Origin of the sequence: Paraflavitalea devenefica (genome assembly GCF_011759375.1) — a bacterium.
In the GTDB taxonomy this organism is placed as follows: Bacteria; Bacteroidota; Bacteroidia; order Chitinophagales; family Chitinophagaceae; genus Paraflavitalea; species Paraflavitalea devenefica.
On the sequence record NZ_JAARML010000001.1, the window covers coordinates 1,047,376 to 1,070,598 of the forward strand.

Below are 23,223 nucleotides of genomic sequence, written 5' to 3' on the forward strand. Positions count from 1 at the left end.
TTTTTATAAGCAAAATCTTTGCCAGAAGTGGGTATTTTTGACTCAATAGCAGTGGTTTGCAAAAATATTTTTGCTTTTTTCAATACTTTACCACTCCATTTATAGCTACAATCCGCTGGCGTTAATGTAGTTTATGAGTGAAGCTGTATTTTTCACTTTCAGCTTTTTGAGGATGTTGTGCCGGTGAACTTCCACTGTTTTGATGGCTATGTTGAGCCGGGCAGCAATTTCTTTGGACGAAAGGCCATCCCTGATGAGGTTGATGACTTCAATTTCCCTTTCAGAAAGCTGATTGAGGCCGGGCAGGCTCTCATCTTCCCCGAGCATTTGTACAGAAATGATGTTTTTTACTTCCTGGCAAACGTAGATCTGCCCGTTGTACACTTCTTTGATCGCATCCAGCATTTCCTGGCGGGGTGAGTTTTTAGTGACGTAGCCACGTGCTCCCATTCGCAGCATTTTCTTGGCGTAAGAAGGCTGCGAGTGCATGGAAACCGCGATGACTTTGGATCCAGGCGCGAGCTTGCGGATCATTTTCAGGATGTCGAAACCATTGAGGGGCGACATGTTGATGTCCAGGAGTATGATGTTCGGGCGTTTGTCGCGTGCGATCTCTATTGCCCGCTGACCGTCGCCCACTTCAGCAATTACTTCAAACCCTTCATTCCGGCCTAAGAGAAAGGACCATGTTTCACGGATAAGCGTATGATCGTCAACGATCAGGATGGAAATTTTGCTCATAAGACATTCTTTTTACTATGGTATAATTGAGTAAGCAATGGCACACCATGGCTTAGAAACAGTTGCCAACTGTTTTTCCTTTACTGCGGGTGCTACTAATTGCTTATGCCTTACCATCGTAAACAAGCCTTCCTCTACAGAATAAAACTTATGCCATCGTCCGTGACTATGATATTAGGATTTTTTTTTGAATTTATCAATTTCATTTTATCCGGAGAAATGAAATATTGATTAAAAATCCAGTAAAGATTCTTATAGACTTCTTTCCAGTGAGGCCATGATGGAGTGCTGCTAATTGGCTAAACCGGTACGGAAGACTGGTAATGAGCGGGCTTGGTGTAGGCTTAAAGCCTGTATTATTTGACCGGATACGGGGATAAAAACGCCCCGCTTGGAAAAGCAGGGCGACACTAATCAAATACGTTAACCATTAAACCTTATCCTTTTATATTATAACAAATAATCTCAGGTTTTGTACCAAAGGGAAGTTGAGATTATTTTTGCAGCAATGATTAGTATCCCCTGACGTTTTTACCTTCCATGAAGTTGATGAAGGCTTTATTAACTACCCTGTTACCGCCGGGTGTGGGGTAATTGCCGGTAAAGTACCAATCGCCCGTATTGGTAGGGCAAGCCCGGTGCAGGGATTCAATGGTCTGGAAAATGACCTGTACCGGAATGGTAAGCCCTTTGGGCGTAATGAGCTGTGCTATTTTATCAGAGATCTCTTCGGTAGTAAAGGGTTTATACACCAGGCGAACCAGGTTTTCCGTATGCAACTGGTCCAGGCGCTGCAGCTCTTTGCACTTTTCATAGACCTCCTGCAGGCAGTTTTCCTTGCCTTTGTCTTTCATGAGCTCAATGGCGGCCCTGAAGGCGATGAAATCGCCCAGCTTGCTCATGTCTATGCCATAGCAATCCGGATACCGTATTTGCGGGGCAGAAGACACAACGATGATTTTTTTGGGTTCCAGCCGCGCCAGCATGCGTACAATACTTTCCTTGAGTGTGGTACCGCGAACGATGGAATCATCAATGACCACGAGCGTATCTTTCCCCTTTTCCACTGTCCCGTAGGTGATGTCATATACGTGCTGCACCATTTCATTCCGGCTGGTATCGGCTGTGATGAAGGTGCGCATTTTCACATCCTTGATGGCAATTTTCTCCACCCGTACTTTACGGTTGATCATTTCTGACAATTTCTCTTCCGTAATGTCTTTGCCCCAGGATAAGATGCGCTGGATCTTTACTTTTTTGAGGTAATCATCGAGCCCCTTTTGCAGCCCGTAAAAGGCTACTTCAGCGGTATTGGGAATGAATGAGAAGATGGTATTTTTCAGGTCATGATTGACTGCGCTGAGGATCTGGTCGCTGAGGTTGTATCCGAGTGCATTCCTTTCGCGGTAGATCTTTTCATCGCTGCCACGGGAGAAGTAGATCCGCTCAAAGCTACAGGCGCGGCGTTCTTTGGGCTGAAGGATCTGGTCGACAATAATGTTACCGTCGGCCTTCACGATCAATCCCATACCGGGCATTAGTTCCTGCACCTCATTTTCTCCTACGTTGAATACGGTACGGATGGCCGAACGTTCAGAAGCGGCTACTATAACGTCATCATCTATATAGTAATAGGCGGGACGAATGCCATTGGCATCCCTGAATACAAAGGAATCGCCATTGCCAATGAGGCCACCCACCGTGAAGCCCCCATCGAATAAAGGAACGGCCTTGCGTAATATTTTAAGTACATCGAGGTTGCCGGGCGCTTCTTCATCGGCCTTTACGGCAAAATGATGGATGACCTCCATCATGGCTGCCAGGTCGCTTTGCTTCTGAAAATCGCCGGGCTCCACATTGATAAGCGCAAAAAGCTCGTCGGTATTGACCAGGTTGAAGTTACCCGCCAACGCCAGGTTATGGGCGGGGATGGTATTGCGCTTGATGAAGGGATGACAGAATTCTACATTGTTTTTCCCCTGGGTGCCATAGCGCAGGTGTCCCAGCAATAGTTCACCAATGAAGGAGATATGTCCTTTCATGAGCCCGGGATGCCTGAGCAGATCGGGCTGGTATTGTTCCAGTTCCTTTACTTCATTGTTGATCTTGGTAAATATGTCTGCTATCGGCTGGTTCGCATTGCTGCGTATACGGTTCAGGAAGGGATAGCCAGGCTCCACGTTGAGTTTAACCGCTGCTACACCGGCGCCATCCTGGCCGCGGTTGTGCTGCTTTTCCATGAGCAGGTACAGCTTATTAAGGCCCCACATTACTGTACCGTATTGTTGCTGATAATAGGAGAACGGCTTGCGTAAACGTATGAATGCCAATCCGCATTCATGTTTTATTTCATCACTCATGGATTACTCCCGATTAAGAGGCGCAAAGGTAGGAATAGTTTGTGGTTTTTGGTAGGTGCTTTATGACGGGAGGTAGCAGAATACTGCAAGATTAACAAAGCGTAAAAAAAAGCCCCCAGTTTTCATAGGAACTTGGGGGTGGTTTTTTCAAAAGGATTGGATCTTCTTTTTTTCATAGAATCGGCTGCTGTTCAGGGTCTGGGGTCACGGCCATAACAGGTATTGGATTTCGGTGCAAGATGTTTGATTTCGGTCAATGCGTAACTAAATGGACCATTGTTTTTCAATGATCTATGGAGTTTTTTCAGAATTATTTACAGGGATACCCTTAGGTGTCAGCCCCGAGCGGACAATCTGACGTATGAAAAGCCACTGATTTCAATGATTTACAGGCTGGTAGCCAGGCTATTGATGTAGTTTACGAGCGAAGCGGCATTTTTAAGTTTGAGCTTTTTAAGGATGTTGTGGCGATGGACCTCTACTGTTTTAAGAGAGATTTTTAAGATGGTAGCTATTTCTTTGGAGGATTGGCCTTCCTTAATGAGGTTGATGATCTCAATCTCCCGGCCAGTGAGGGCATTGACGTTGGGCATTTCCTGCTTTTCATCCAGCACAAGCTCGGAAATGTTGTTCTTGATCTCATCGCAGATGTATTTATTACCGCTATGGACGGAGAGGATGGCTTCGATCATTTCATCTTTGGAGGAGTTTTTGGTAACATAGCCACGGGCTCCTATTTGCAGCATTTTCTTGGCATAAGCGGGCTGGGAATGCATGGAGATGCCAATTACTTTTGATCCCGGTGAGAGTTTCCTGATTTTTTCCGTGGCTTCAAAACCTGATATAGGAGCTATGTTGATATCCATGAGCACGATTTGCGGCTTTTTGTTTTTGGCATGTTCTACAGCTTCTTCAGAATCACCACATTCTGCCACGACTACAAAGCGGGGATCATTGTTTAAGATGTAACTCCAGGTTTCTCTGATTAGCTTGTGGTCATCGGCAATAAGTACACTGATCTTTTCCATAGTAAAGGTGTTTTTTGCAATTATAGCGGAACGTTGATATTAAGTGTGCATCCCTCCCCGGGCGCTGTGATGATGTTGACCTTTCCATTGAACAGTTGCGCCCGGCTGGCAATGTTTGACAGGCCCACCCCTTTTTTGGCTTTGACCTTTTCGGGTTCAAAGCCCTTTCCATTATCCCGGATGGTAAGATCAATGGTACGCGGGTCTACGGCCAGTTCAATAAGCGCCCTGGCTGCGCTGGCATGTTTGAGTACGTTGTTGACCTGCTCCTGGATGATCCGGAAAAGCATGAGCTTTCTTTTTTCATCTATCGTTGCATCAATATCGCCCCGGTGGCGAAATTCCATTTCCAGTTGCTTGGTGGCATTGATGTTTTCAACGAGGTCCTGTATGGATACGATCAATCCCAGGTCGCCAATACTGGCTGGCACGAGAGACCGGGAGATGCTGCGAATTTCATTGATGGCATCGCTAATGTTATCTGAACAACGGTTAATGAGCTCGGTTGTTTCAGTTTCTTCATGCTTCGCCATTTCGAGGTATAGCTTGGCAGTGGTAAGGATCTGGTTTACATTATCATGCAACTCCTTGCCAATATCAGCCCGCTCTTTTTCCTGTGCATTGACGACAGCCTGTGCGATGGACTTTTGTTTGTCGAGTTCCTGTTTTAACAGTTGCTTTTCCAGTTCTTTTTTCTCCGTGATGTTCTGCATGGAGCCTATCATGCGGTTTATTTTCCCTTCGTGGTCAAAAATAAGGAACCCACGATCATGAACAAGTGCATATTCTCCATTTGCTTTTCTGAACCGGTATTCATCTTCCCATGTCCTTGATTTATTGCTATTAATAAATTGCTCTAATCTTGTTACGACACGTTCACGGTCGTCGGGATGGATGCAGGACTCCCAAAAGCCGGCGGATTGCTGGATGTAACCGGGCCGGTAACCGAAAAGCGTATAGAAGCCTTCGCCCAGGTGCATGCTGCCATTGTTCAATACATCCCAGTCCCATATCGCATCATTGGTAACCCGGGTTACGAGCAGGTACCGTTCATGACTTATCCGGATGCGGGCTTCCGCATTTTTATTTTCTATGATGATGCGCAGCAGGTTACCCACCCTTTCAAGAATGGCTGGCTCTTCTGCGCCGGGCGTTTTTGGATATTTGTAGTAGGCGGCAATGGTGGCTACCACTTCCTGCTGACCGTTGAGAATAGGAAAGGACCAACAGGCTTTAAGACCAAATTTATCGGCCACAGAGCGGTAGTCTTCCCAAAGGGGGTCCTGGCTTATATCGGATGAAATGACGGGTTGCTTACGCCAGATGGCTGTACCACAAGAGCCCACGGAAGGGCCTGGTTTCAGGTTGCGGATGATGGTGGTATATTCTGCCGGTATACTGGGAGCCGAGAGGTGATCAAGACCACCGTGATCCGGATTTACAGTTATTACAGAGCACAACATGCCGGGGAAGAAGCATTCCAGGCCTTCCAGGAAGTAATCTGTTATGGTTTTGAGGGAAATGCCGGGCAGGGCATTCATTTCCAGTACCTGTTTTTCGAGCCGCAACAGTTGTTCCTGTTTATACCGTGCTATTTCCGCTTCCCGCAAGGTGGTGATATCCCGGTGAATACCGGCAATACCTACCCGCCTGCCATCATGGTCTTTTACAAATGCAAGGGAGCAACGCATGTAGATCCGTTTCCCATCAGCACGGTCAAAATAAGCAAGACCTTCCCAGGCATCTTTCAGGTATAGTTCTTTTAAAGCTTCTTCCCGTGTACATTCCGGGTATTTATGGTCTATGAAGTCGCGTATGGGATGGCCCAGTATCCGGGAAGCCGGAATGCCATAGATATTTTCGGCTGCTTTGTTAAAAACAGTGACGGTGAATTGAAGATCGGTAGATATGATGGCATCAGAAACGTTGTTCACTGCCTGCATTTGCAGGAAGGTTTTTTCAACGGCTATTTTCCGGGAATGAATGTTGGTAGTGGTGATGATGTATCCCTGAAAAACACCCTGCTCAGTAAACCGGGGTATTCCGGTATCTCTTACCCATTGGTATTCACCAACGTTGTTCCTTAACCGGTATTCTATGGTAATGGGTTCCTGCTGTTGTATTTGCTCCTGGTATTTTTCGATGGCGCCAGGCATGTCATCCGGATGAATGATGGCCGGCCATCCTTCGGCCAGCAGCTCTTCCCTGCCAAGACCGGTATAACGGCTCCAACTTTTATTTACACAGAGAAGCTGGTCCCGCTCATCAACGATGCGGACCATGGCAGCCATATCAGCAAAAGGCGAGCATATTTCTATTGACGATGACACAGGCGCTTCTATAAAAAGATCGTCCAGTTGTTCATTTGCATTTTTCCCGGTAACCGGCATAATGCCTGGTGAAGCAGATGATGTATAACCCTGCGCATCGGTCTGCAGACAGAAGGTGTGTCCTTCAATGTGCCCGGATTTTGTAGTCTGCTGTAGCATTATGGTTAGCAATACCATTGAACCATACAGCAGCCCGTGCCGACGTGGTAGAATGGTAAAGGACTAACAAATTACTTTAAAGCCGTTGCTTATATACCAGTATCCTTATTTTTCTATGTGCTATAAGTGTTTACACCTATTTTACGGCTTTAGCAGCATATTGAAACCAGTTACTTAGGTTGGCACAATGCGTAAAATCACTGTCTACCATGAGGTAATAGGAAGGAATTTTTGCAGCAAACCATTTTTCAAGGGCCTGCTGTTTTTTTATTTCCAGGGCCCGTTGAGATACCCGGTCATAATCATCTTTGAGGTTTTCGCGGTGAGGCTCTGTTCTTGATTTGAGGTATACAATGCGAACACCTTTTTTCTGGCGTTCGTCGGTAAAAGCTACTGGTTTTGAGAATTCGCCTACTTTCATGTTGGTCTTACTCATCATTTCCACCATTTCCTTGTCCAACTGATCAATGGTAACCGGTGGTTTCATACCCCCGGTGTATTTTGAATTTTCATCATCACTGTATTTGTTAACCGCTTCCCCGAATGTGACGGTACCTGCTATGAGTTTAGCGCGTACGGTGTCCAGTCTTTCGATGGCTGCGTTCGTTTCGGCATCAGTAATTTTGGGAATGCGAATGATGTGACGCACAATGGCATCGTCACCAGAGCGACTTTCCATGTAGATGATGTGGTAACCAAATTTCGATTTAAAAACAGGAGATATTTGTTTCTCCTTCAAGCGGAAAGCGTTATTGAGAAATGTGGGGTCCCAGTTTTTCTCAGTACGATTGATAGCCATGCGGCCGCCGTTTTCTTTGGAACCATCCTCTGAATATAACCTGGCGAGGGTTTCAAAACGTTGCCGCCCTGATTCTACCTGTTGTTTAAAGTCGGCCAGTTCATCCATGGCCAGTTTTTCCAGGTCGCGGCTGGCTTTCGGATAGACCACGATCTCACCTACTTCTACTTCGGACTCATAGAAGAGCAGGCTGTCCTTCGGTATTTTATCCCAGTATTCTTTTACTTCCTGTGGTGTGATTTTCAGGTTGCCGACGACCTTATCCCGCATGTTTTCGGCCATTTTACCTTCTTTGATAGACTGGCGGAAGTCGTCCCTGATCTGGTAGATGGTGCGGCCGGCGATCTGTTCGAGGTTTTCTTTGCCGCCATACATTTGTATGAAGTACCGGATACGGTTATCGAGCAATGCTTCGAGCTCATCATCTGTAACTAACAGGGAGTCTTTTTCGGCCTGTAATACCAATGCTTTCATACCCAGTATCTGCTCCAGGATGTAACAATCTGCATTTTCAGGCACCGGTTCATTGCGGCGTTGCCTGTCGATAATCTCATTGTATACATCGGACCGTAATATGATTTTATCTCCTACAATGCCTACGATTTTATCAGCTACTACTTTACGGGGGGCCTGAGCGAAGGCGGCAGTTACGAGTAAAAGTGCAGTTATTACAGTTAAAAGTTGCTTCATAATTAGATGGAGATGAACTCAAAAATACTTTTTGCGCAAGATAGTTAGGGACAGGGCTGGTGTTAATTAACAAATTTTTGCCTAAGCATGGAGGGTGAGCCGTCCCGGTTAAAAGTACGGGATGACCCACCCTGAAGGTTATAATGTTCTTTTAACTTCTTCTTCTTCAAAGGCTTCGATGATATCGCCCACCTGTATGTCGCTAAAGCTTTTTACAGTAAGGCCACATTCCATACTGGATGAAACTTCCTTGACGTCATCTTTGAAGCGTTTGAGGGATGCCAGTTCGGCGCTTTGGCCCTCTCCCTTAGGAAATACTACGATACCATCCCGGATAACGCGGATCTTGGAATTACGCTGAATTTTTCCATCCAGTACATAACATCCGGCAACGGTGGCTTTATCGAATTTGAATACGTTGCGCACTTCCACGTTCGCCACGATCTTCTCCTGTATTTTGGGCTCCAACATACCTTCCATGGCGCTCTTGACTTCATCAATAGCGTTGTAGATGATGGAGTACAACTTGATCTGCACGCCTTCGCCTTCGGCCAGACGGGCAGCCTGTGCAGAAGGACGCACGTTGAAACCAACGATGATGGCATCGGAAGCGGTAGCCAGCAGTACATCACTTTCTGTGATGGCGCCTACGCCTTTCAGTACCACGCTTACCACAATTTCCTCTGTAGAGAGTTTCTGTAAGGAGTCGGTCAAGGCTTCTACCGATCCATCCACGTCGCCCTTGATAATGAGGTTTAACTGTTTAAAGTTACCGAGCGCCAGACGGCGGCCGATCTCATCGAGGGTAATGTGTTTCTTGGTACGGATACCTTGTTCGCGCAGGATCTGTGCCCGGCGGTTGGCCACTTCTTTTGCTTCAGCTTCGTCGAGATATACTTTGAATTTCTCACCAGCCTGCGGCGCACCGTTGAGGCCGAGAATAAGTACCGGTGTTGAAGGAGGCGCATTGTCCACGCGCTTATTACGCTCGTTGAACATGGCTTTTACACGGCCAAAGTGCTGACCGGATACTACCAGGTCGCCCTGCTTCAAGGTTCCATTCTGCACCAGCACGGTAGCTACATAACCACGTCCTTTATCAAGGGTAGCTTCGATGATGGTACCACCGGCTTCCTTGTTGGGATTGGCTTTAAGGTCGAGCAATTCGGCTTCGAGCAATATTTTTTCCAATAAGAGGTCTACATTAAGTCCTTTCTTGGCACTGAGTTCCTGGCTTTGGTATTTACCGCCCCATTCTTCCACGAGCAGGTTCATACCGGCCAGTTGCTCATAGATCTTTTTCGCGTTGGCGCCGTCCTTATCTATTTTGTTGATCGCAAAGATCATCGGTACGCCGGCAGCCTGAGCGTGGCTGATGGCCTCCCTTGTTTGTGGCATGACCGCATCATCGGCAGCGATCACGATAACGGCAATATCCGTCACTTTTGCACCACGCGCACGCATGGCGGTAAACGCTTCGTGACCCGGTGTATCGAGGAAGGCTATTTTTTTGCTATTGGCCAGGGTAACTTCATAGGCGCCGATGTGCTGGGTGATACCACCAGACTCACCTGCTACCACGTTGGCATTACGGATGTAGTCGAGCAAAGAAGTTTTACCATGGTCAACGTGACCCATGATGGTTACGATGGGTGCACGTGGCAGGAGATCTTCTTCATTGTCTTCTTCCTCCTCTTCCTCCATTTCCATTTGCTTCTCCATGTCAATGAATTCCACATCATATCCGAACTCATTGGCTACCAGTTCAATTACTTCTGCATCCAGGCGCTGGTTGATGGATACCATCAATCCGAGGCTCATACATTTACTGATAACTTCTGCAAAGTTTACATCCATAAGGTTAGCCAGTTCGCTAACGCTGATGAATTCTGTAACCTGCAGCTTGTTGTCCTGCAGTTCTTCTCCTCCCTGGTCGGCCATCTCCTGGCGCTTTTCCCGGCGGTATTTTGCTTTAAGGCTTTTACCGCGGCCGCCTGTACCGGCCAGTTTGGCCTGTGTTTCCCGTATTTTATTCTGAATCTCTTTTTCGTTGATCTCTTTGGGCTCGCGGGTGATGATGGGACGTCCCGGGCGATGACCGCCTTGCTGGCCGCCACGGTTATTACCTCCTCTGAACTGACCGCCACCCTGCTGACCATGGCCATGACCATGTCCGCCCTGTTGTCCACCGCCCTGGCGTTGCTGATGCTGCTGACCTTCGGGCTTTTTGAACAGGTGCTGCGCCCGTTGCTGCGGCGTTTGCGTATCTTTCTTTTCAATGGGGATACGTTTGCGCTTACGTTTTTCTTCGCTGTTGGCGCCTGCACCCTGCCCTTGCTGGGCCTGACCCTGGGCTTGCTGGCCCTGCGGTTTGGGACGGTTATCCCCGCCCACCGGCAACTGGATCTTACCGAGGATCTTCGGGCCTTCCAGTTTTTCGGCTTTAATATTTTCAATAACAGGCCCGGCTTCTTCTTTTTCTTCTGTTACCGGAGGTTTGGGCTCTTCTTTTGGCGCTGCGATTTCCGGTACTTCGGCCACGATCTCTTTTTCCTTTACCGGCTCCGGTTCTTTTTCCTCTTTCTTTACCGGCTTGGGTTCCTCTGCTACCGGAGGTTGTTCTACTTTTTCTTCAGGCTGCGGTACTACCGGCTTTGTTTCTTCCTCTTTTTTCTTAACACTCTTCTTAGGTCTCGTAGAGGAATCTATAGCAGACAGATCTATTTTGTCTAATACTTTGGGGCCTTCTATTTCAGGCGCTTCCACTTTTACCACCTCAGGCTGAACGGGTTCTTCCACTACTGCTTTGGGCTCTTCCACTACAGGCTGCACAGGAGGCTGGGGCGGTTGTTCTTCTTTTTTCTCTTCTTCTTTTTTGGGAGCTACCGGTGTATCTTTTTTGAATACAATGGCTTCCTCCTCTTTCTTTTTCTTGGCCTCCAGGCTACCTTTCGGCAGATCAATCTGATCACTTTTGAGCTTCGCCACTTTGTCACTCTGGAACTCCTGTTGCAAAGCACGATACATGTCCTCCGTCAGTTTCGACGTGGGCTTCAGCTCGTCTTTGTCAAATCCCTTGCCTACCAAAAAGTCCACCAGTGTTTCTTTACCGATGTTGAACTCTTTGGCCGCGGCCATTAATCTGGGTGTTAATAATTCTGCCATTCGTTATTGTAAGACAATTTTTTGTTTTGTTTGCTGTCTGGCATTGAAAATAATCAGTCAAACAGGCAATAAAGGTCATTAAAGTTGCTCAATCTTCAGGAGTCATAAAAGTCATACCCCTGATATCCTTTACAAATGTGCCACAATTTTGGCCATTTGCAGGCTTTTTTAACTTTAGCTGACCTGGCAAACTTCCTTACTATCCTTTGTCAAACTCTGCTTTCAGCACTTTCCGTACTTCGTCGATCGTTTCTCTTTCCAGGTCAGTTCTGCGTTCCAGTTCTTCCGGCGTAAGGTCGAGTACACTGCGGGCAGTATCGCAACCAATCCGTTTAAATTCGTCAATGATCCAGGTTTCAATTTCATCGCTGAATTCTTCCAGGTCGATATCAAATTCCTGGGGTTCACCTTCTGTATCCCGGTAAACGTCAATGCTGTACCCGGTCAATTCCTGCGCCAGTTTGATGTTCACCCCTTTTTTACCGATGGCCAGGGAAACCTGGTCGGGTTTAAGGAAGACATTCGCCTGCTTCTTATCGTTGTCCAGCTCCATGCTGGTAATTTTGGCGGGTGTTAATGACCGCTGTATGAGTAGTTGGATGTTATTGGTCCAGTTGATGACGTCGATGTTCTCATTTTTGAGTTCCCGCACGATACCATGGATACGGCTACCTTTCATCCCTACGCAGGCGCCTACCGGATCAATACGGTCATCGTAGGATTCCACGGCTACTTTAGCCCTTTCTCCGGGTTCCCGTACTATTTTTTTGATCACGATGAGGCCATCAAAGATCTCGGGTACTTCAATTTCCAGCAATTTAGCAAGGAAAGCGGGAGAAGTACGGGAAAGGATGATGACGGGTGAGTTATTTTTCAGTTCTACTTTTTTCACTACCGCCCGGGTATTTTCGCCTTTTTTGAAGTAGTCCTGGGGTATTTGCTCTGATTTGGGCAGTATTAATTCATTGCTTTCCTCATCGAGCATGAGGATCTCCTTTTTCCATACCTGGTATACTTCCGCACTGATAATATCCCCTACACGATCGCCATATTTTTTAACCAATACATTCTTTTTCAGGTCGCTGATACGGCTGGCCAGTGTTTGTTTGGCAGCGAGGATGGCGCGGCGGCCAAAATCGAGAATGTTTACTTCTTCATATAGTTCTTCCCCTACCATGTAGTCGGGCTCTACTTTTACGGCGTCACTGTAGGCCACTTCTGCGAGCGGGTCGTTTACAGCGCCATCTTCCACGATAGTACGGCGACGCGTGATCTCCAGGTCACCCTTTTCAGCGTTTACGATAACGTCAAAATTTTCATCGCTGCCGAATTTTTTGCGCAGCAATGTTTTAAACACGTCTTCTACCACTTTCATCATCGTGGGACGGTCAATGTTTTCCGCTTCCTTAAACTCCTGGAAAGCCTCAATGAGGTTAATACTTGCCATATACTACATTTTTAAACTTGTTCACCGGAAGGTAGCCCGCATTCCTTTTCGGGACTTGTTTCCGGGGCTTAAAACACTATTTGAATTTTAGTTGATTTAATTGCATCAAAAGGAAAATGGTGCAGTATGACCTCTTTCTTTTTGTTTTTCCCTTTGGTTTCCTCTACTACGATCTGATCTTCCTGCACTTCGAGCAGTTTTCCGTCTACCCGTATACCATCTTTCAACAACACTTCTACCAGCCTGCCTGTATTTTTTTTATACTGGCGGAACATTTTAAGGGGTTCATCCAATCCGGGAGAAGACACCTCCAGGGAGAAGTCGTCACCAGGGAAGAGTGCCGCCTCTTCCAGCTTTTTGTATAAAGCGCGGTTTATGCTGATACATTTTTCAATGGTAATACCTTGGTCTCCGTCGAGGAAGACTTTTACGTTGTTGGTGGGTTTTATCCTTATTTCTACCAGGAAGTGTACCGGATCGCCGGCCAGTATGTCCACCACCATTTTTTCAATTGCCGAAACCTGAGTGTCCATTATCATAACCTACATGGGAAATAAAGAAGGGAACGGACCCCGTTCCCTTCTCTTTTCGTCTTTTTCCGTGGCAAAGGTAAGGTAAATGATGTATTCGTTCCAAATACTAAAAAAGGCAATAAGGCATTCAGGCAACAAGGTCCAGGCGGTTGCAGGGGTCGGATTAGTATTCCGGGAACTGCCGCATGGAGCAGGGGCGACTACCGGCTACCGACAATAGAGTCAACAAAACCGGTGATGGGGTGTTATAAGTGTTTAACAGTTTTTTCAGTGACTAGGTAGTACATTTGCAATTATTATGTTACGTGTTTTTCTCTGGATATTGCTTGGTTATTTCCTGTACAGGTTTGTATTCAATTTCCTGGTGCCCATTTTCCGGGTTTCCCGGCAGATGAAACAGCAGGTAAGGGATTTTCAAAACCATATGCAGGCCCAGCAACAGCAGCACCAGCAACAACAGTCTTACCAGCATTCCAATACCGCCCAGCGCCAGCAAGCGCCCTCCTCCACGTCTTCCCATTCTCCCCAGGAAAAATCGGGCGACTACATTGATTTTGAGGAAGTAAAGTAGACTTTTTAACCCTTCCGCGGCCGGAACGAATACAGCCAAGCCTTCGTTCTGCTATTCCTTTGTCCATCCTCCTTGTATCCTTCGATCATGGACCTTCCATCTTAAGGTCTTTTTAGGGTTATCTTAGGGTCATTGTAAGGTCATCCAAGGCTTTTTACCCCAGGAAAACCCTAAGAAAACCCCAGGATGACCCTAAGATGACCCCAGGATGGCTGGTTGAAGAGAGTAGGAATACCCTTACCTGACCGGTAGTTAACAGGATCAGCAATCAGGATCAGGAAAGTTGCCAGTCGATATCCAGCACTGTTTTGCCAGGTTCGAGGTGATAACCCTGGATGCCTGCAGCCCTGGCGCCTTCCACATTTACCAGCGCATCATCAATGAAGAGGGTTTGGTGCGGCAACAATTGCTTATCGTTGAGAATGTATTCAAAGGCCCTGGTATCGGGCTTGCGGAGATTGATTTTATGGGAATACCAGGCTTTTTCAAAAAGATCATCCAGCAGATTACCGCCAAAGGCGCTGCTGTAGGTTTGCTGAAAAGCCGAGAGGTGAATGGCGTTGGTATTGCTGAACAGGAAGAGGCGGTATTTCTTTTTAAGCCTGATTAATAATTCTATGCGTTCTGTCGGGAAATCACGCAGCATAGCATTCCAGCCGGCAATAACGGTCTCCCGCTGCAACTGCAGGCCCGCCAGGTTTTGCAAAGCAGCGATGAACTCATCGTCGTTGATGGTACCTACTTCATATTCTTTGAAGAAGGAAGCGGCATGGCCCAGCGCAAAGAGGTCCCTGAAGTTCTTTACGCCCATTTGCAGAAAGGCGTCTTCTGTTTTTTGGATGTCCAGGTTAAGGAGTACGCCGCCGAGATCGAAGATGATATTTTGGATGTGCTGCATGGATCAAATTTAGGGAAAGAAGGCATAAAGGCTGTTTTACCGGGCGTCGAAGTCAACAACGACTTTATCTGTACGGGGATGGGACTGGCAGGTGAGGATGAAGCCCTGTTCCATTTCTTCCGGCTCCAGGGCATAGTTGATGTCCATTTCCACTTGTCCTTCCACCAGTTTGGCCCGGCAGGTGGCGCATACACCTCCTTTGCAGGCAAAAGGCAGGTCGGCGCCCTGTTGCAGGGCTGCATCGAGGATAGGCTGACCATCAAAGCCGAGGTCAAAATCAAAGGCAATGCCGTCGAGCTTAACAGTAACCCGGCTCTTTTTACCGGCAGTCTGAGGCTTGAGGTCTGCAGCCTGCGGTTTGAAATCTGGTTGCTGGCTGCCGGTTGCCGGCGTAGTAAATAGTTCGAAATGGATCTTCTTTTTCTCCATCCCTTTTTCTTCGAGCCAGTTTTTGACGGAAAAGATCATGGTTTCCGGGCCACAGAGAAAGATCTCATCCATTTGTGCAAAGTTGATCAGCTTTTCCAGCTGCCTGCATTTTTCCGGATCTATACGACCATGGTTAAGGGGTGCATCTGTTTTTTCCCTGCTTAAGATGTGGTGCAGGGTGAACCTTTCCATGTACCGGTTCTTGAGCGCTTCGAGCTGTTCCTTGAAGATGATGGAAGCCCGGTTACGGTTGCCATAGATCAGGGTAAAGCGGCTTTGCGGCTCTGTAGCCAGGGTGGTTTTGATGATGGAAAGTATGGGTGTAATACCGCTGCCGGCGGCAAAGGCGAGGTAATGTTTTTTATGCGCGGGATGTAATTCAGTGAAGAATCTCCCGGTGGGTGGTAATACTTCCACCAAATCGCCTTTTTTGAGCTGGTTGTTGGCCCAGGAAGAAAACCTGCCTGTTTCTACTGACTTGATGGCTACCCGCAGCTCCTTATCGAAAGGACTGCTGCAAATGGAGTAGGAGCGACGCAGCTCTTCTCCATTGAGTATGGTTTTAAGCGTGATGTTTTGTCCCTGTTTGAAGTTATAGAGTTCCTGCAATGCTTCGGGCACCTGGAATACAACGGAGATACATTCAGGTGTTTCTTTTTGTACGGTGGCGACGGTTAATGTATGAAAATGGGTGGCCAAGCGGGTATCGTTTTTTAATGAGTGCGGGCGGTCATGTGTCTATTTCTTCAGCCCTTCTACCAGGATCATTACCATGTTATCTTCCAGCATGTTGCCTTCAATTTTCTTTGTGCTGCGGTGCCAGGATTCGATGCCGCTGACCGCATGTAGCATGATGAGTACGGCAGTGGGCGCATCAATGGCTTTTATTTCTCCCTTGCGGATACCTTCCTCAATGATGAGGGCAATCCTTTGCCGGTAGGCGCGGCGCTGGCTTTGCATGTTTTGCATGTAGGGTTCTGTAAGATGTTTCCATTCCCGGTCGCTTACATATACTTCTTCATAATGTTCTATCATTTGACGGATGTGGAACCGCAGAATGGCTTCAATTTTAGCGATGGCAGATTGCGGACTATTGTCCACTTCCTCGATATGCGACATAAACTGATTGGCAACCTTGAAACAGATCTCCTGCAGTATCTCCGCTTTTGAGCTGATATGGTTGTACAGGCTGGCGGCTTCTACCCCAACGTGCTCTGCCAGGTCGCGCATGGATGTTGCGCTGAATCCTTTTTCACGGAACAGTTTGGCAGCTTCGGCGATGATGATCTCTTTACGCGTACTGCTCCGGTTGCTTTTAATTTTTGCCATATGCGGGTTAATAGCCAAAGATAATGAAATGCTAACAAATGTTAGTGGAAAATATCCTGATTACCGGCGCAATGGATAAAGATTCCGGCTAACGCCTTAGTCAGGCCCAAGCGGTGCCGGGACAATTAAATAATTGTACCGGCTTCATAGCTCCGGAATTTCGTGTAGGTTTGCACGCCCGATTTTAACAAATATTCTAAATTTCAAATTACGTTATGTCTTTGATTTCTGTAGGTACGATGGCCTTTGATGCTATTGAAACACCGTTTGGCAAAACAGACCAGATTATAGGTGGTTCGGCCACTTATGTAGCTTATGCCGCCAGTAATTTTGTAAAGCCCATCCAACAGGTGTCTATCGTAGGCTTCGATTTTCCGAAGGAAGAGATGGATGAGCTGAGAAAGAGAGGGGTACAACTGGATGGTGTGGAAGTAGTGCCTGATAAGAAATCTTTTTTCTGGAGCGGCCGGTACCATATGGATATGAATACCCGCGATACGCTGGTAACCGACCTGAATGTATTACTTGATTTTAATCCTGTATTACCCGAATCGTACCAGGGCGCTGAGTTCCTGATGCTGGGCAATCTGGACCCTGTGATCCAAAAGAAGGTGATCACCCAATTAAAGAAGCGTCCTAAGCTGATTGTAATGGATACGATGAATTTCTGGATGGAGGTGGCCATGCCCCAACTGGAAGAAACCCTGAAACTGGTAGATGTGCTGATGGTGAATGACAGTGAAGCCCGCCAGTTAAGCGGCCAGTTTTCCCTGGTAAAAGCTGCGAAAACGATTATGAATATGGGACCCAAATACCTGATCATTAAGAAAGGAGAACATGGGGCCCTGTTATTCCATGGCGACCAGGTGTTTTATGCTCCTGCTCTTCCGCTGGAAGAGGTATTTGACCCCACCGGCGCCGGTGATACTTTTGCCGGAGGCTTTATGGGACATATTGCCCGCACCAGGGATATTTCTTTCGAAAATATGAAGACGGCTATTATTGTTGGTTCTGCTATGGCGTCTTACTGCGTGGAAAAGTTTGGCCCGCAAAGGTTGAAGGAGATCACCCAGGCTGATATTGACGTACGTATACAGCAGTTTGTGAACCTGGTGAATTTTGATATTGAGCTGACACATTGAGAAGGCTCTTTATAACACGAATATGAAGCGAATTACACGAATTAATAAAGAGAACGGGCTGCTTTTCAAGTGCAGCCCGTTCTCTTTTTAAGGGAATGCGGTATTTATTCCAGCGCTACTCCTACGCTTACGCGTGTACCGTCGTAGAACAGGTTAAGTGCTTTAGGTTTGGCGCCAGCCGGTATTTTATAGACAATACCAGTGAGGTCTTTTGTTGATTCCGGATCTACGCTTACGCTGCTCCCGGAATGTTGGGTGATATTGTTGTTATTATCCAATGTAAGCCTGGATTCGCTCGCTATAAAGTAAACGCTATTGCCTCCCATAGCAGTTTTATTGGTTACTTCGAGGTCGAAAGTAAATTCAATGCCTTCGGATTTACCATCGGGGTCCTGCAACGCCACGGCCTGGGCATTTTTAACTTTTATAAATGCTTCTTTCTTCTTGCCCAGGTAAACTGTATCGGGCGCAAATGTTACTTTATAGGTTTTAGGCTCATTGGCAGCAGGTTTACTTTCTGCTTCGGCGGGTTTTTGCTCTGCTGAAGGAGTTGTAGTATCTCCACTGCTCTCTTCTTTGGCTTTGTCTTTACAAGCGAATAAGGCCATGGTGGCTACTGCGGCGAACGTGATTAATGTTTTCTTCATTGAAAGATAGTTTTTGATTATTGTTGTTTAACAAGGGACAAAGTTACATGCCCCCGAGGATGTCCTTGTTATCAAATTTTTATTTTGACAAATACGTATTAGTCACAAACGACGCACCAATGTTACAGTATTTTTTATTTTTTTTGTTTTACCCTGCAGGTTGAATATTTCAGTAAGTATGACGTACACGCCAACTGGTAAGCGTCGCCGGTTATTATCCAGCCCATCCCAGCGAAATATCCCTTGCATGCCCAGGGTGGCGCTGCGGGCAAGATGGCGAACGGGCATCCCTGCTGCGTCAAAGATGGTAATGGAAGCTACATAGCCAGGTTCGGTCATCTGGTACCGGATGTTGGCAAGATCATCAAAACCATCATTATCCGGCGAGAACAGGGACGGTGTAATGGAGACCGTACCCTGGGATTGCAGATCGGCCCTGAACTGGGAGTTTTGAAAGCCCGGTGTTCCAAAGCCGGTTGTAGCGGCTGCAGACATCCAGTTATGGCTGTCCTGTGTGGATTGGCCATAGTCTATTCTTTCCAAAGCAACACCGTCCTGCTCACTGAGCAAGGCAAAGTGCCAGTCACGGTGATAATGCAGCTCATCAATGATCTCGCCCTGCTGGCTGGTGATGGCCAGGATGCCCTGATCATCGGGAAGGGTCGGCAGGGATGCTAATTCTATTATGTCTGCAGGCTCTCTGATGCTAAAACGTTGCCGTAGCCATGCTGCATTCTCTGTGAGTACAAGGTATTGTCCGGGAAAAAGCAACCGGGAGATGGTGCTTAGTTGCTGTATGCCTGATAAGGCGCCATTCCCGGAACGACCGGCCACGTATAGTTGTTTCAGGTCCACAATGCTGCCGCTGCGGTTATATAGCTCAATATAATCGTAACCACCGGATGGCGGATTAAACAGCAATTCGTTGATGATGACCGTCCGGGCAACCGGTGGGGCAGGCAGCCCGGCCTTTGCCTTGTTGAGCATACCAATCGCATTACCGCTGCAATCCATCACATTTCGCACGGTGAGCTGGTATACCTGGTCTGTTCTGATGGGCGATGCCAGTTTGAGCATTACTTCATTGAATAGTGGCGACACCGGCTCTGCAGCCACCGGAGCGCCCACAGCATGATCCAGGTGGTAATGACCGGGTGTTGCCGCCATAGTACTATCCAGCGACTCATCAAATACGACCACGATGGTTACACTGTCAATGGTCCAGGTCCTGAGCAGTGCCGGCGGCAACTGATCACTGTTGTTCGCATTTACGGAATTTTGCCTTCCGGGCGTACCGCCACTATGGTGTATGGCTGCGGTCCAGTTGCCGGCGCCAGTGCAAGGGTTGCGCGGATCAATGATCTCCAGTGCCCAGCCACCTGTTGCTTTTACAGGATTACTGTACCATTGGCCGCTATAAGCAACTGCATGTATGCTATTCCCCTCCGGGGCATAGAGGGTAATGAGATCCGCCTCGTTGTTCAGTGAAGGGAAGTTACTCACGCCAATTGTTCTGCCGAACTCAGCATAGGAAGACACCGCCGCATTGGGGCATATAATGACAAAGCTGTCTGGCTGTATTTCGATGTCGGTATTGATGGTAGCGGTAGAAGTGCCATCACTCAGCTTCCAGCCACGCAGGTTAATAACCCGGGCGGAGTTGTTTTTTAGTTCTACAAATTCATGATTGGGCAGGCTTACCGGGGGTGCGGGATCGGGTAATAGTTCTGTTATGATGATATCGAACCGTTGGGCAGTTTGCGCCTGCAGCGCAAGCTGTGGCAGCAACAGTAAAGCAAGCAGTCTTACAGTCATTGGTTATGTTTTTCAGCCGACATGACGGTTAGCATGAACCGCATTGGAAGGGATGAAAATAAGGATCAAACATTAAATAATAAAATAATGTTTTAGGAAGGCAACAAGGCATTGAAGCATCAGGCAACGAGGGGAAGCGGTGGCTGTGAATCGTGGGCAGGGGATGGATTTTTGAGAATTTGCAATGAACGCAGGCCATGGTTTAAGAATTGACACTGAAAGCGCTATTTTCTTCTTTTTTTAATAAAAATTTGTGTATTCTGTATTTGCTGACTACTTTTGCCCCTCGTTATGCAAAAAATGATGAAACATACAAAGCGCACGAAGAAGCATTCCATACAATGGGAAGGTTGAGTACTGCTTTGTATAACAAGATATTCAAAAAGGCCTTCCCCCACAGGAAGGCCTTTTTGTTTGGGCTTTGCGTAATGAAGAGCAATCAAGGGGGCCTTTGACAGGCTCCTTTAGATCAGGGTGAGCCGCCCTTTGAGGGCGACCCACCCTTCGACAGGCTCAGGGTGACATAAGACTTTATTGTTAAACATAAACAAGCAATCAACAAACCATGAAAGTTGCAGTAGTAGGCGCCACCGGCCTTGTAGGCACAAAGATGTTACAGGTACTGGCCGAACGTAATTTCCCCGTAACAGAACTGATTCCCGTAGCATCTGAAAGATCAGTAGGTAAGGAAGTTGAATTCAAGGGTAAGCAATACAAGATCGTCAGCATGACGGATGCCATTGCCGCCAGGCCTGCTGTAGCTATTTTTTCCGCAGGTGGCAGCACTTCCCTGGAGTGGGCCCCCAAGTTTGCTGAAGCCGGTATTACTGTTATTGACAATTCTTCTGCCTGGCGCATGGACCCCACCAAGAAGCTGGTTGTTCCGGAGGTGAATGCAGATGCGCTGGGAAAGGATGATAAGATCATTGCGAATCCCAATTGCTCTACCATTCAAATGGTAGTAGCCCTGAATCCACTGCACAAGAAGTATGGCATTAAGCGTATTGTAGTATCTACTTACCAAAGTGTAACGGGTACCGGTAAGAAAGCCGTAGACCAACTGATGGGTGAGCGCGCCAAAGCAGAGAAAGGCAGCAACGCTGAGTACCCTATGGCCTATAAGTATCCTATTGACCTGAATGTGATCCCCCAGATCGATGTATTCCTAGATAACGGGTATACCAAGGAAGAGATGAAGATGGTGAATGAGACGAAGAAGATTATGCGTGATGATGCTATCCGGGTTACTGCCACTACGGTGCGTATTCCGGTGATGGGCGGACACAGTGAGAGCGTAAATGTGGAGTTTGCAGATGATTACACCCTCGATGAGGTGCGTGGTTTACTGAGCAATGCGCCTGGTGTGGTACTGGTGGATGAGCCTGCTGCCCAACAATACCCTATGCCGAAGGATGCACACGACCGGGATGAGGTGTTTGTAGGCCGTCTGCGCCGTGATGAAACACAGCCCAAGACCCTTAATATGTGGGTAGTAAGTGATAACCTGCGTAAAGGCGCTGCCACGAACGCGGTACAGATTGCAGAATACCTGGTTTCAAAGAAACTGTTATAAGTCATATATAACCCGCAGCGTCCCCTTCGGGAGACACTGCGGAGAATTCAAATTGAAGCGAGAGACGCTGCGGAGAATTTTTTAGAAGTTTTATCAAGGGAACGTATAGCCATTTCCCGGTCCCGCTTCGGCGGGACTTTTGTTTTAAGGGCTTCGACAGGCTCAGCCTGACACGCCAACTTACTCGTCCAGTGCGCGGTTAAGGAATGCGAGTAAGGGTTGCAGGGCCTCGAATGCTGCTACTGTTTTCTTTACAAGGCCCTCTGAAGTAAGTTCGCTGTCCTTAATGCTCTGCATGGCCAGCCAGCTTTTGAGTTTCAGGAACTCTCCGGCAGGGTTGTCTTTTTCGAATCCCTGGGGCACACGGGTGAGCGCTACATCTTCCCCCTGGTATAAATCTCCATATATGCCCTTGAATTTCTTATTGTTGATGATCTTTTTAAATTCATCAAAGCAGTAGTCTATTTCCTGCCTTATTTTCTTTGTTTCCGGTGGCATGGGCATCCAGAGGCCGCCGCCTACAAAGCTTTCGCCCGGCTCACAATGAAAGTAGTACCCGGCATAGATGGATCTTTTACCTCCCCGGTTGATGCTGGCCCCGAAGTTGGTCTTGTAGGGACTTTTATTTTTGGAGAAGCGAACGTCGCGATTGATGCGGAACATACAGCTTTTGGCAGTCAATTCTTTGATGCTGCTATCCTGTTTGCCCTGTTTATCTATAACGGCCTGGATGAATTGTTCGAAGTTCTTTTTGGCGGCTTCATATTGCGGGCGGTGGGCATCGAACCAGGATTTATCATTGTTCTTTTTGAGGTCTTTCAGGAATTTAATGGTTGCAGGCAACAGCATGGTATACTTTTTATTTAAAGGTATGTAGCAGTGAGGAGGCAACAAAAAAAGATAAGTGGTGTGTAGATGTTCGCTCACATCTGTACACACCACTTATGCTAGTTTACCGGTAGAGGGATCTAGATCCTACCCCAGTTCTCACCACTTTTAATGCGGTACATGGTCATCTCACTGACCCCATATTTTTCCGCGAGTTTTTTAATGGTGATTTTCCGGTTCTTGTCTGTAAGGACTTTTTTGATGCTCTTCACCTGATTGGCATTCAGCTTAAGGCCTTCAGTGCGGTTGGCCTGCACTTTTTTGTAAGCGATCTTGGCCGGGCTGTTTTGCTGGTGACTGATCATTTCTTCCAGTGAAGCCCATTTCAGGTTCTTCACTGTGTTGTCGAGCTTGTTGTGATTCAGGTGAATCACATACTTGTTTTTCGCCGAAGGTTTGCCGAGGAATAACCGGGCAATTTCACGGTGAATGTAGAGGGTGCCATTGTTTCCGGGTCTGTGCAGGTTCAGTGTCCGGTAGCCGGTGGTTAATGAACCTTGCAACAATTTACCATCTTCAATAACATCATCTGTGTAGCTGGCTATGCGGCCGTGTGATGACAGCGCATACTTTTTTCTAAGGTGTTTCCAGCCTGGAAACTGCAAGGGTTTCCACACCTCGTTGGGGAGTTTTTTTATCATCGCCTTTTCCTTTTGGCTAAAGTTACAAAAAAAGATAT

Annotated in this window: 18 protein-coding genes; 3 read left to right on the top strand and 15 right to left on the bottom strand. The window is 47.2% G+C overall.

Annotation, left to right across the window (positions count from 1 at the left end; all coding sequences use genetic code 11):
* Positions 1-105: 105 nt before the first annotated feature.
* The 8 genes from HB364_RS04195 to HB364_RS04230 form a co-directional block, all read right to left on the bottom strand.
* Positions 106-741: a response regulator gene (locus HB364_RS04195; protein ID WP_167286632.1), complete on the bottom strand. Its 636-nt coding sequence runs from the start codon at positions 739-741 to the stop codon at positions 106-108.
* A 512-nt stretch (positions 742-1,253) separates the two neighbouring features.
* Positions 1,254-3,101: an amidophosphoribosyltransferase gene (locus HB364_RS04200; protein ID WP_167286633.1), complete on the bottom strand. Its 1,848-nt coding sequence runs from the start codon at positions 3,099-3,101 to the stop codon at positions 1,254-1,256.
* Positions 3,102-3,487: 386 nt separating this feature from the next.
* Positions 3,488-4,129 carry a response regulator gene (locus HB364_RS04205; protein WP_167286634.1) on the bottom strand — a complete coding sequence of 214 codons (642 nt, stop codon included), beginning with the start codon at positions 4,127-4,129 and terminating at the stop codon, positions 3,488-3,490.
* A gap of 20 nt (positions 4,130-4,149) precedes the next feature.
* Positions 4,150-6,618, bottom strand: coding sequence for a sensor histidine kinase (locus HB364_RS04210; protein WP_167286635.1), 2,469 nt, complete (start codon positions 6,616-6,618; stop codon positions 4,150-4,152).
* A gap of 136 nt (positions 6,619-6,754) precedes the next feature.
* A complete protein-coding gene (locus HB364_RS04215) occupies positions 6,755-8,107 on the bottom strand; it encodes a peptidylprolyl isomerase (RefSeq protein WP_167286636.1) in 1,353 nt (450 codons plus the stop codon).
* A 138-nt stretch (positions 8,108-8,245) separates the two neighbouring features.
* On the bottom strand, positions 8,246-11,272 hold the full coding sequence (infB, locus tag HB364_RS04220; RefSeq protein ID WP_167286637.1) for a translation initiation factor IF-2: 3,027 nt from the start codon (positions 11,270-11,272) through the stop codon (positions 8,246-8,248).
* A gap of 199 nt (positions 11,273-11,471) precedes the next feature.
* Complete coding sequence (gene nusA / locus HB364_RS04225; protein ID WP_167286638.1) at positions 11,472-12,719, bottom strand: transcription termination factor NusA; 1,248 nt, start codon at positions 12,717-12,719, stop codon at positions 11,472-11,474.
* Positions 12,720-12,787: 68 nt separating this feature from the next.
* Complete coding sequence (locus HB364_RS04230; protein WP_246228310.1) at positions 12,788-13,258, bottom strand: ribosome maturation factor RimP; 471 nt, start codon at positions 13,256-13,258, stop codon at positions 12,788-12,790.
* Positions 13,259-13,550: 292 nt separating this feature from the next.
* Here HB364_RS04230 and HB364_RS04235 point away from each other — a divergent pair, with 292 nt between their 5' ends.
* Entirely contained in the window at positions 13,551-13,823 is a 273-nt protein-coding gene (locus tag HB364_RS04235; protein WP_167286639.1) for a DUF4834 family protein, read from the top strand.
* 274 nt (positions 13,824-14,097) lie between these two features.
* Here the strand turns inward: HB364_RS04235 and HB364_RS04240 are convergent, their stop codons facing one another.
* Genes HB364_RS04240 through HB364_RS04250 form a run of 3 tightly spaced genes read right to left on the bottom strand, consistent with a single transcriptional unit; the run spans position 14,098 to position 16,479 of the window.
* Positions 14,098-14,721, bottom strand: a complete 624-nt coding sequence (locus HB364_RS04240; protein WP_167286640.1) for an HAD family hydrolase — start codon at positions 14,719-14,721, stop codon at positions 14,098-14,100.
* Between the two features lie 36 nt (positions 14,722-14,757).
* Positions 14,758-15,849 carry a 1,2-phenylacetyl-CoA epoxidase subunit PaaE gene (paaE, locus tag HB364_RS04245; protein WP_167286641.1) on the bottom strand — a complete coding sequence of 364 codons (1,092 nt, stop codon included), beginning with the start codon at positions 15,847-15,849 and terminating at the stop codon, positions 14,758-14,760.
* Between the two features lie 39 nt (positions 15,850-15,888).
* Complete coding sequence (locus tag HB364_RS04250; protein ID WP_167286642.1) at positions 15,889-16,479, bottom strand: TetR/AcrR family transcriptional regulator; 591 nt, start codon at positions 16,477-16,479, stop codon at positions 15,889-15,891.
* Positions 16,480-16,694: 215 nt separating this feature from the next.
* Between HB364_RS04250 and HB364_RS04255 the strand changes: the two genes are divergently transcribed.
* The gene (locus HB364_RS04255) at positions 16,695-17,621 is read left to right on the top strand and encodes a PfkB family carbohydrate kinase (RefSeq protein ID WP_167286643.1); all 927 of its coding nucleotides are present in this window, start codon (positions 16,695-16,697) and stop codon (positions 17,619-17,621) included.
* A 104-nt stretch (positions 17,622-17,725) separates the two neighbouring features.
* Here HB364_RS04255 and HB364_RS04260 read toward each other — a convergent pair whose 3' ends face one another.
* Together HB364_RS04260 and HB364_RS04265 are read right to left on the bottom strand one after the other, a co-directional pair.
* Positions 17,726-18,268, bottom strand: coding sequence for a hypothetical protein (locus HB364_RS04260; RefSeq protein WP_167286644.1), 543 nt, complete (start codon positions 18,266-18,268; stop codon positions 17,726-17,728).
* Positions 18,269-18,370: 102 nt separating this feature from the next.
* Complete coding sequence (locus HB364_RS04265) at positions 18,371-20,083, bottom strand: lamin tail domain-containing protein (RefSeq protein WP_167286645.1); 1,713 nt, start codon at positions 20,081-20,083, stop codon at positions 18,371-18,373.
* A 565-nt stretch (positions 20,084-20,648) separates the two neighbouring features.
* Between HB364_RS04265 and HB364_RS04270 the strand changes: the two genes are divergently transcribed.
* The gene (locus tag HB364_RS04270) at positions 20,649-21,656 is read left to right on the top strand and encodes an aspartate-semialdehyde dehydrogenase (protein ID WP_167286646.1); all 1,008 of its coding nucleotides are present in this window, start codon (positions 20,649-20,651) and stop codon (positions 21,654-21,656) included.
* Positions 21,657-21,836: 180 nt separating this feature from the next.
* On the opposite strand, the gene HB364_RS04275 is transcribed toward HB364_RS04270, so the two are convergent.
* A complete protein-coding gene (locus HB364_RS04275; protein WP_167286647.1) occupies positions 21,837-22,505 on the bottom strand; it encodes a DUF2461 domain-containing protein in 669 nt (222 codons plus the stop codon).
* Between the two features lie 119 nt (positions 22,506-22,624).
* Positions 22,625-23,185, bottom strand: a complete 561-nt coding sequence (locus HB364_RS04280) for a helix-turn-helix domain-containing protein (protein WP_119052790.1) — start codon at positions 23,183-23,185, stop codon at positions 22,625-22,627.
* Positions 23,186-23,223 lie beyond the last annotated feature (38 nt).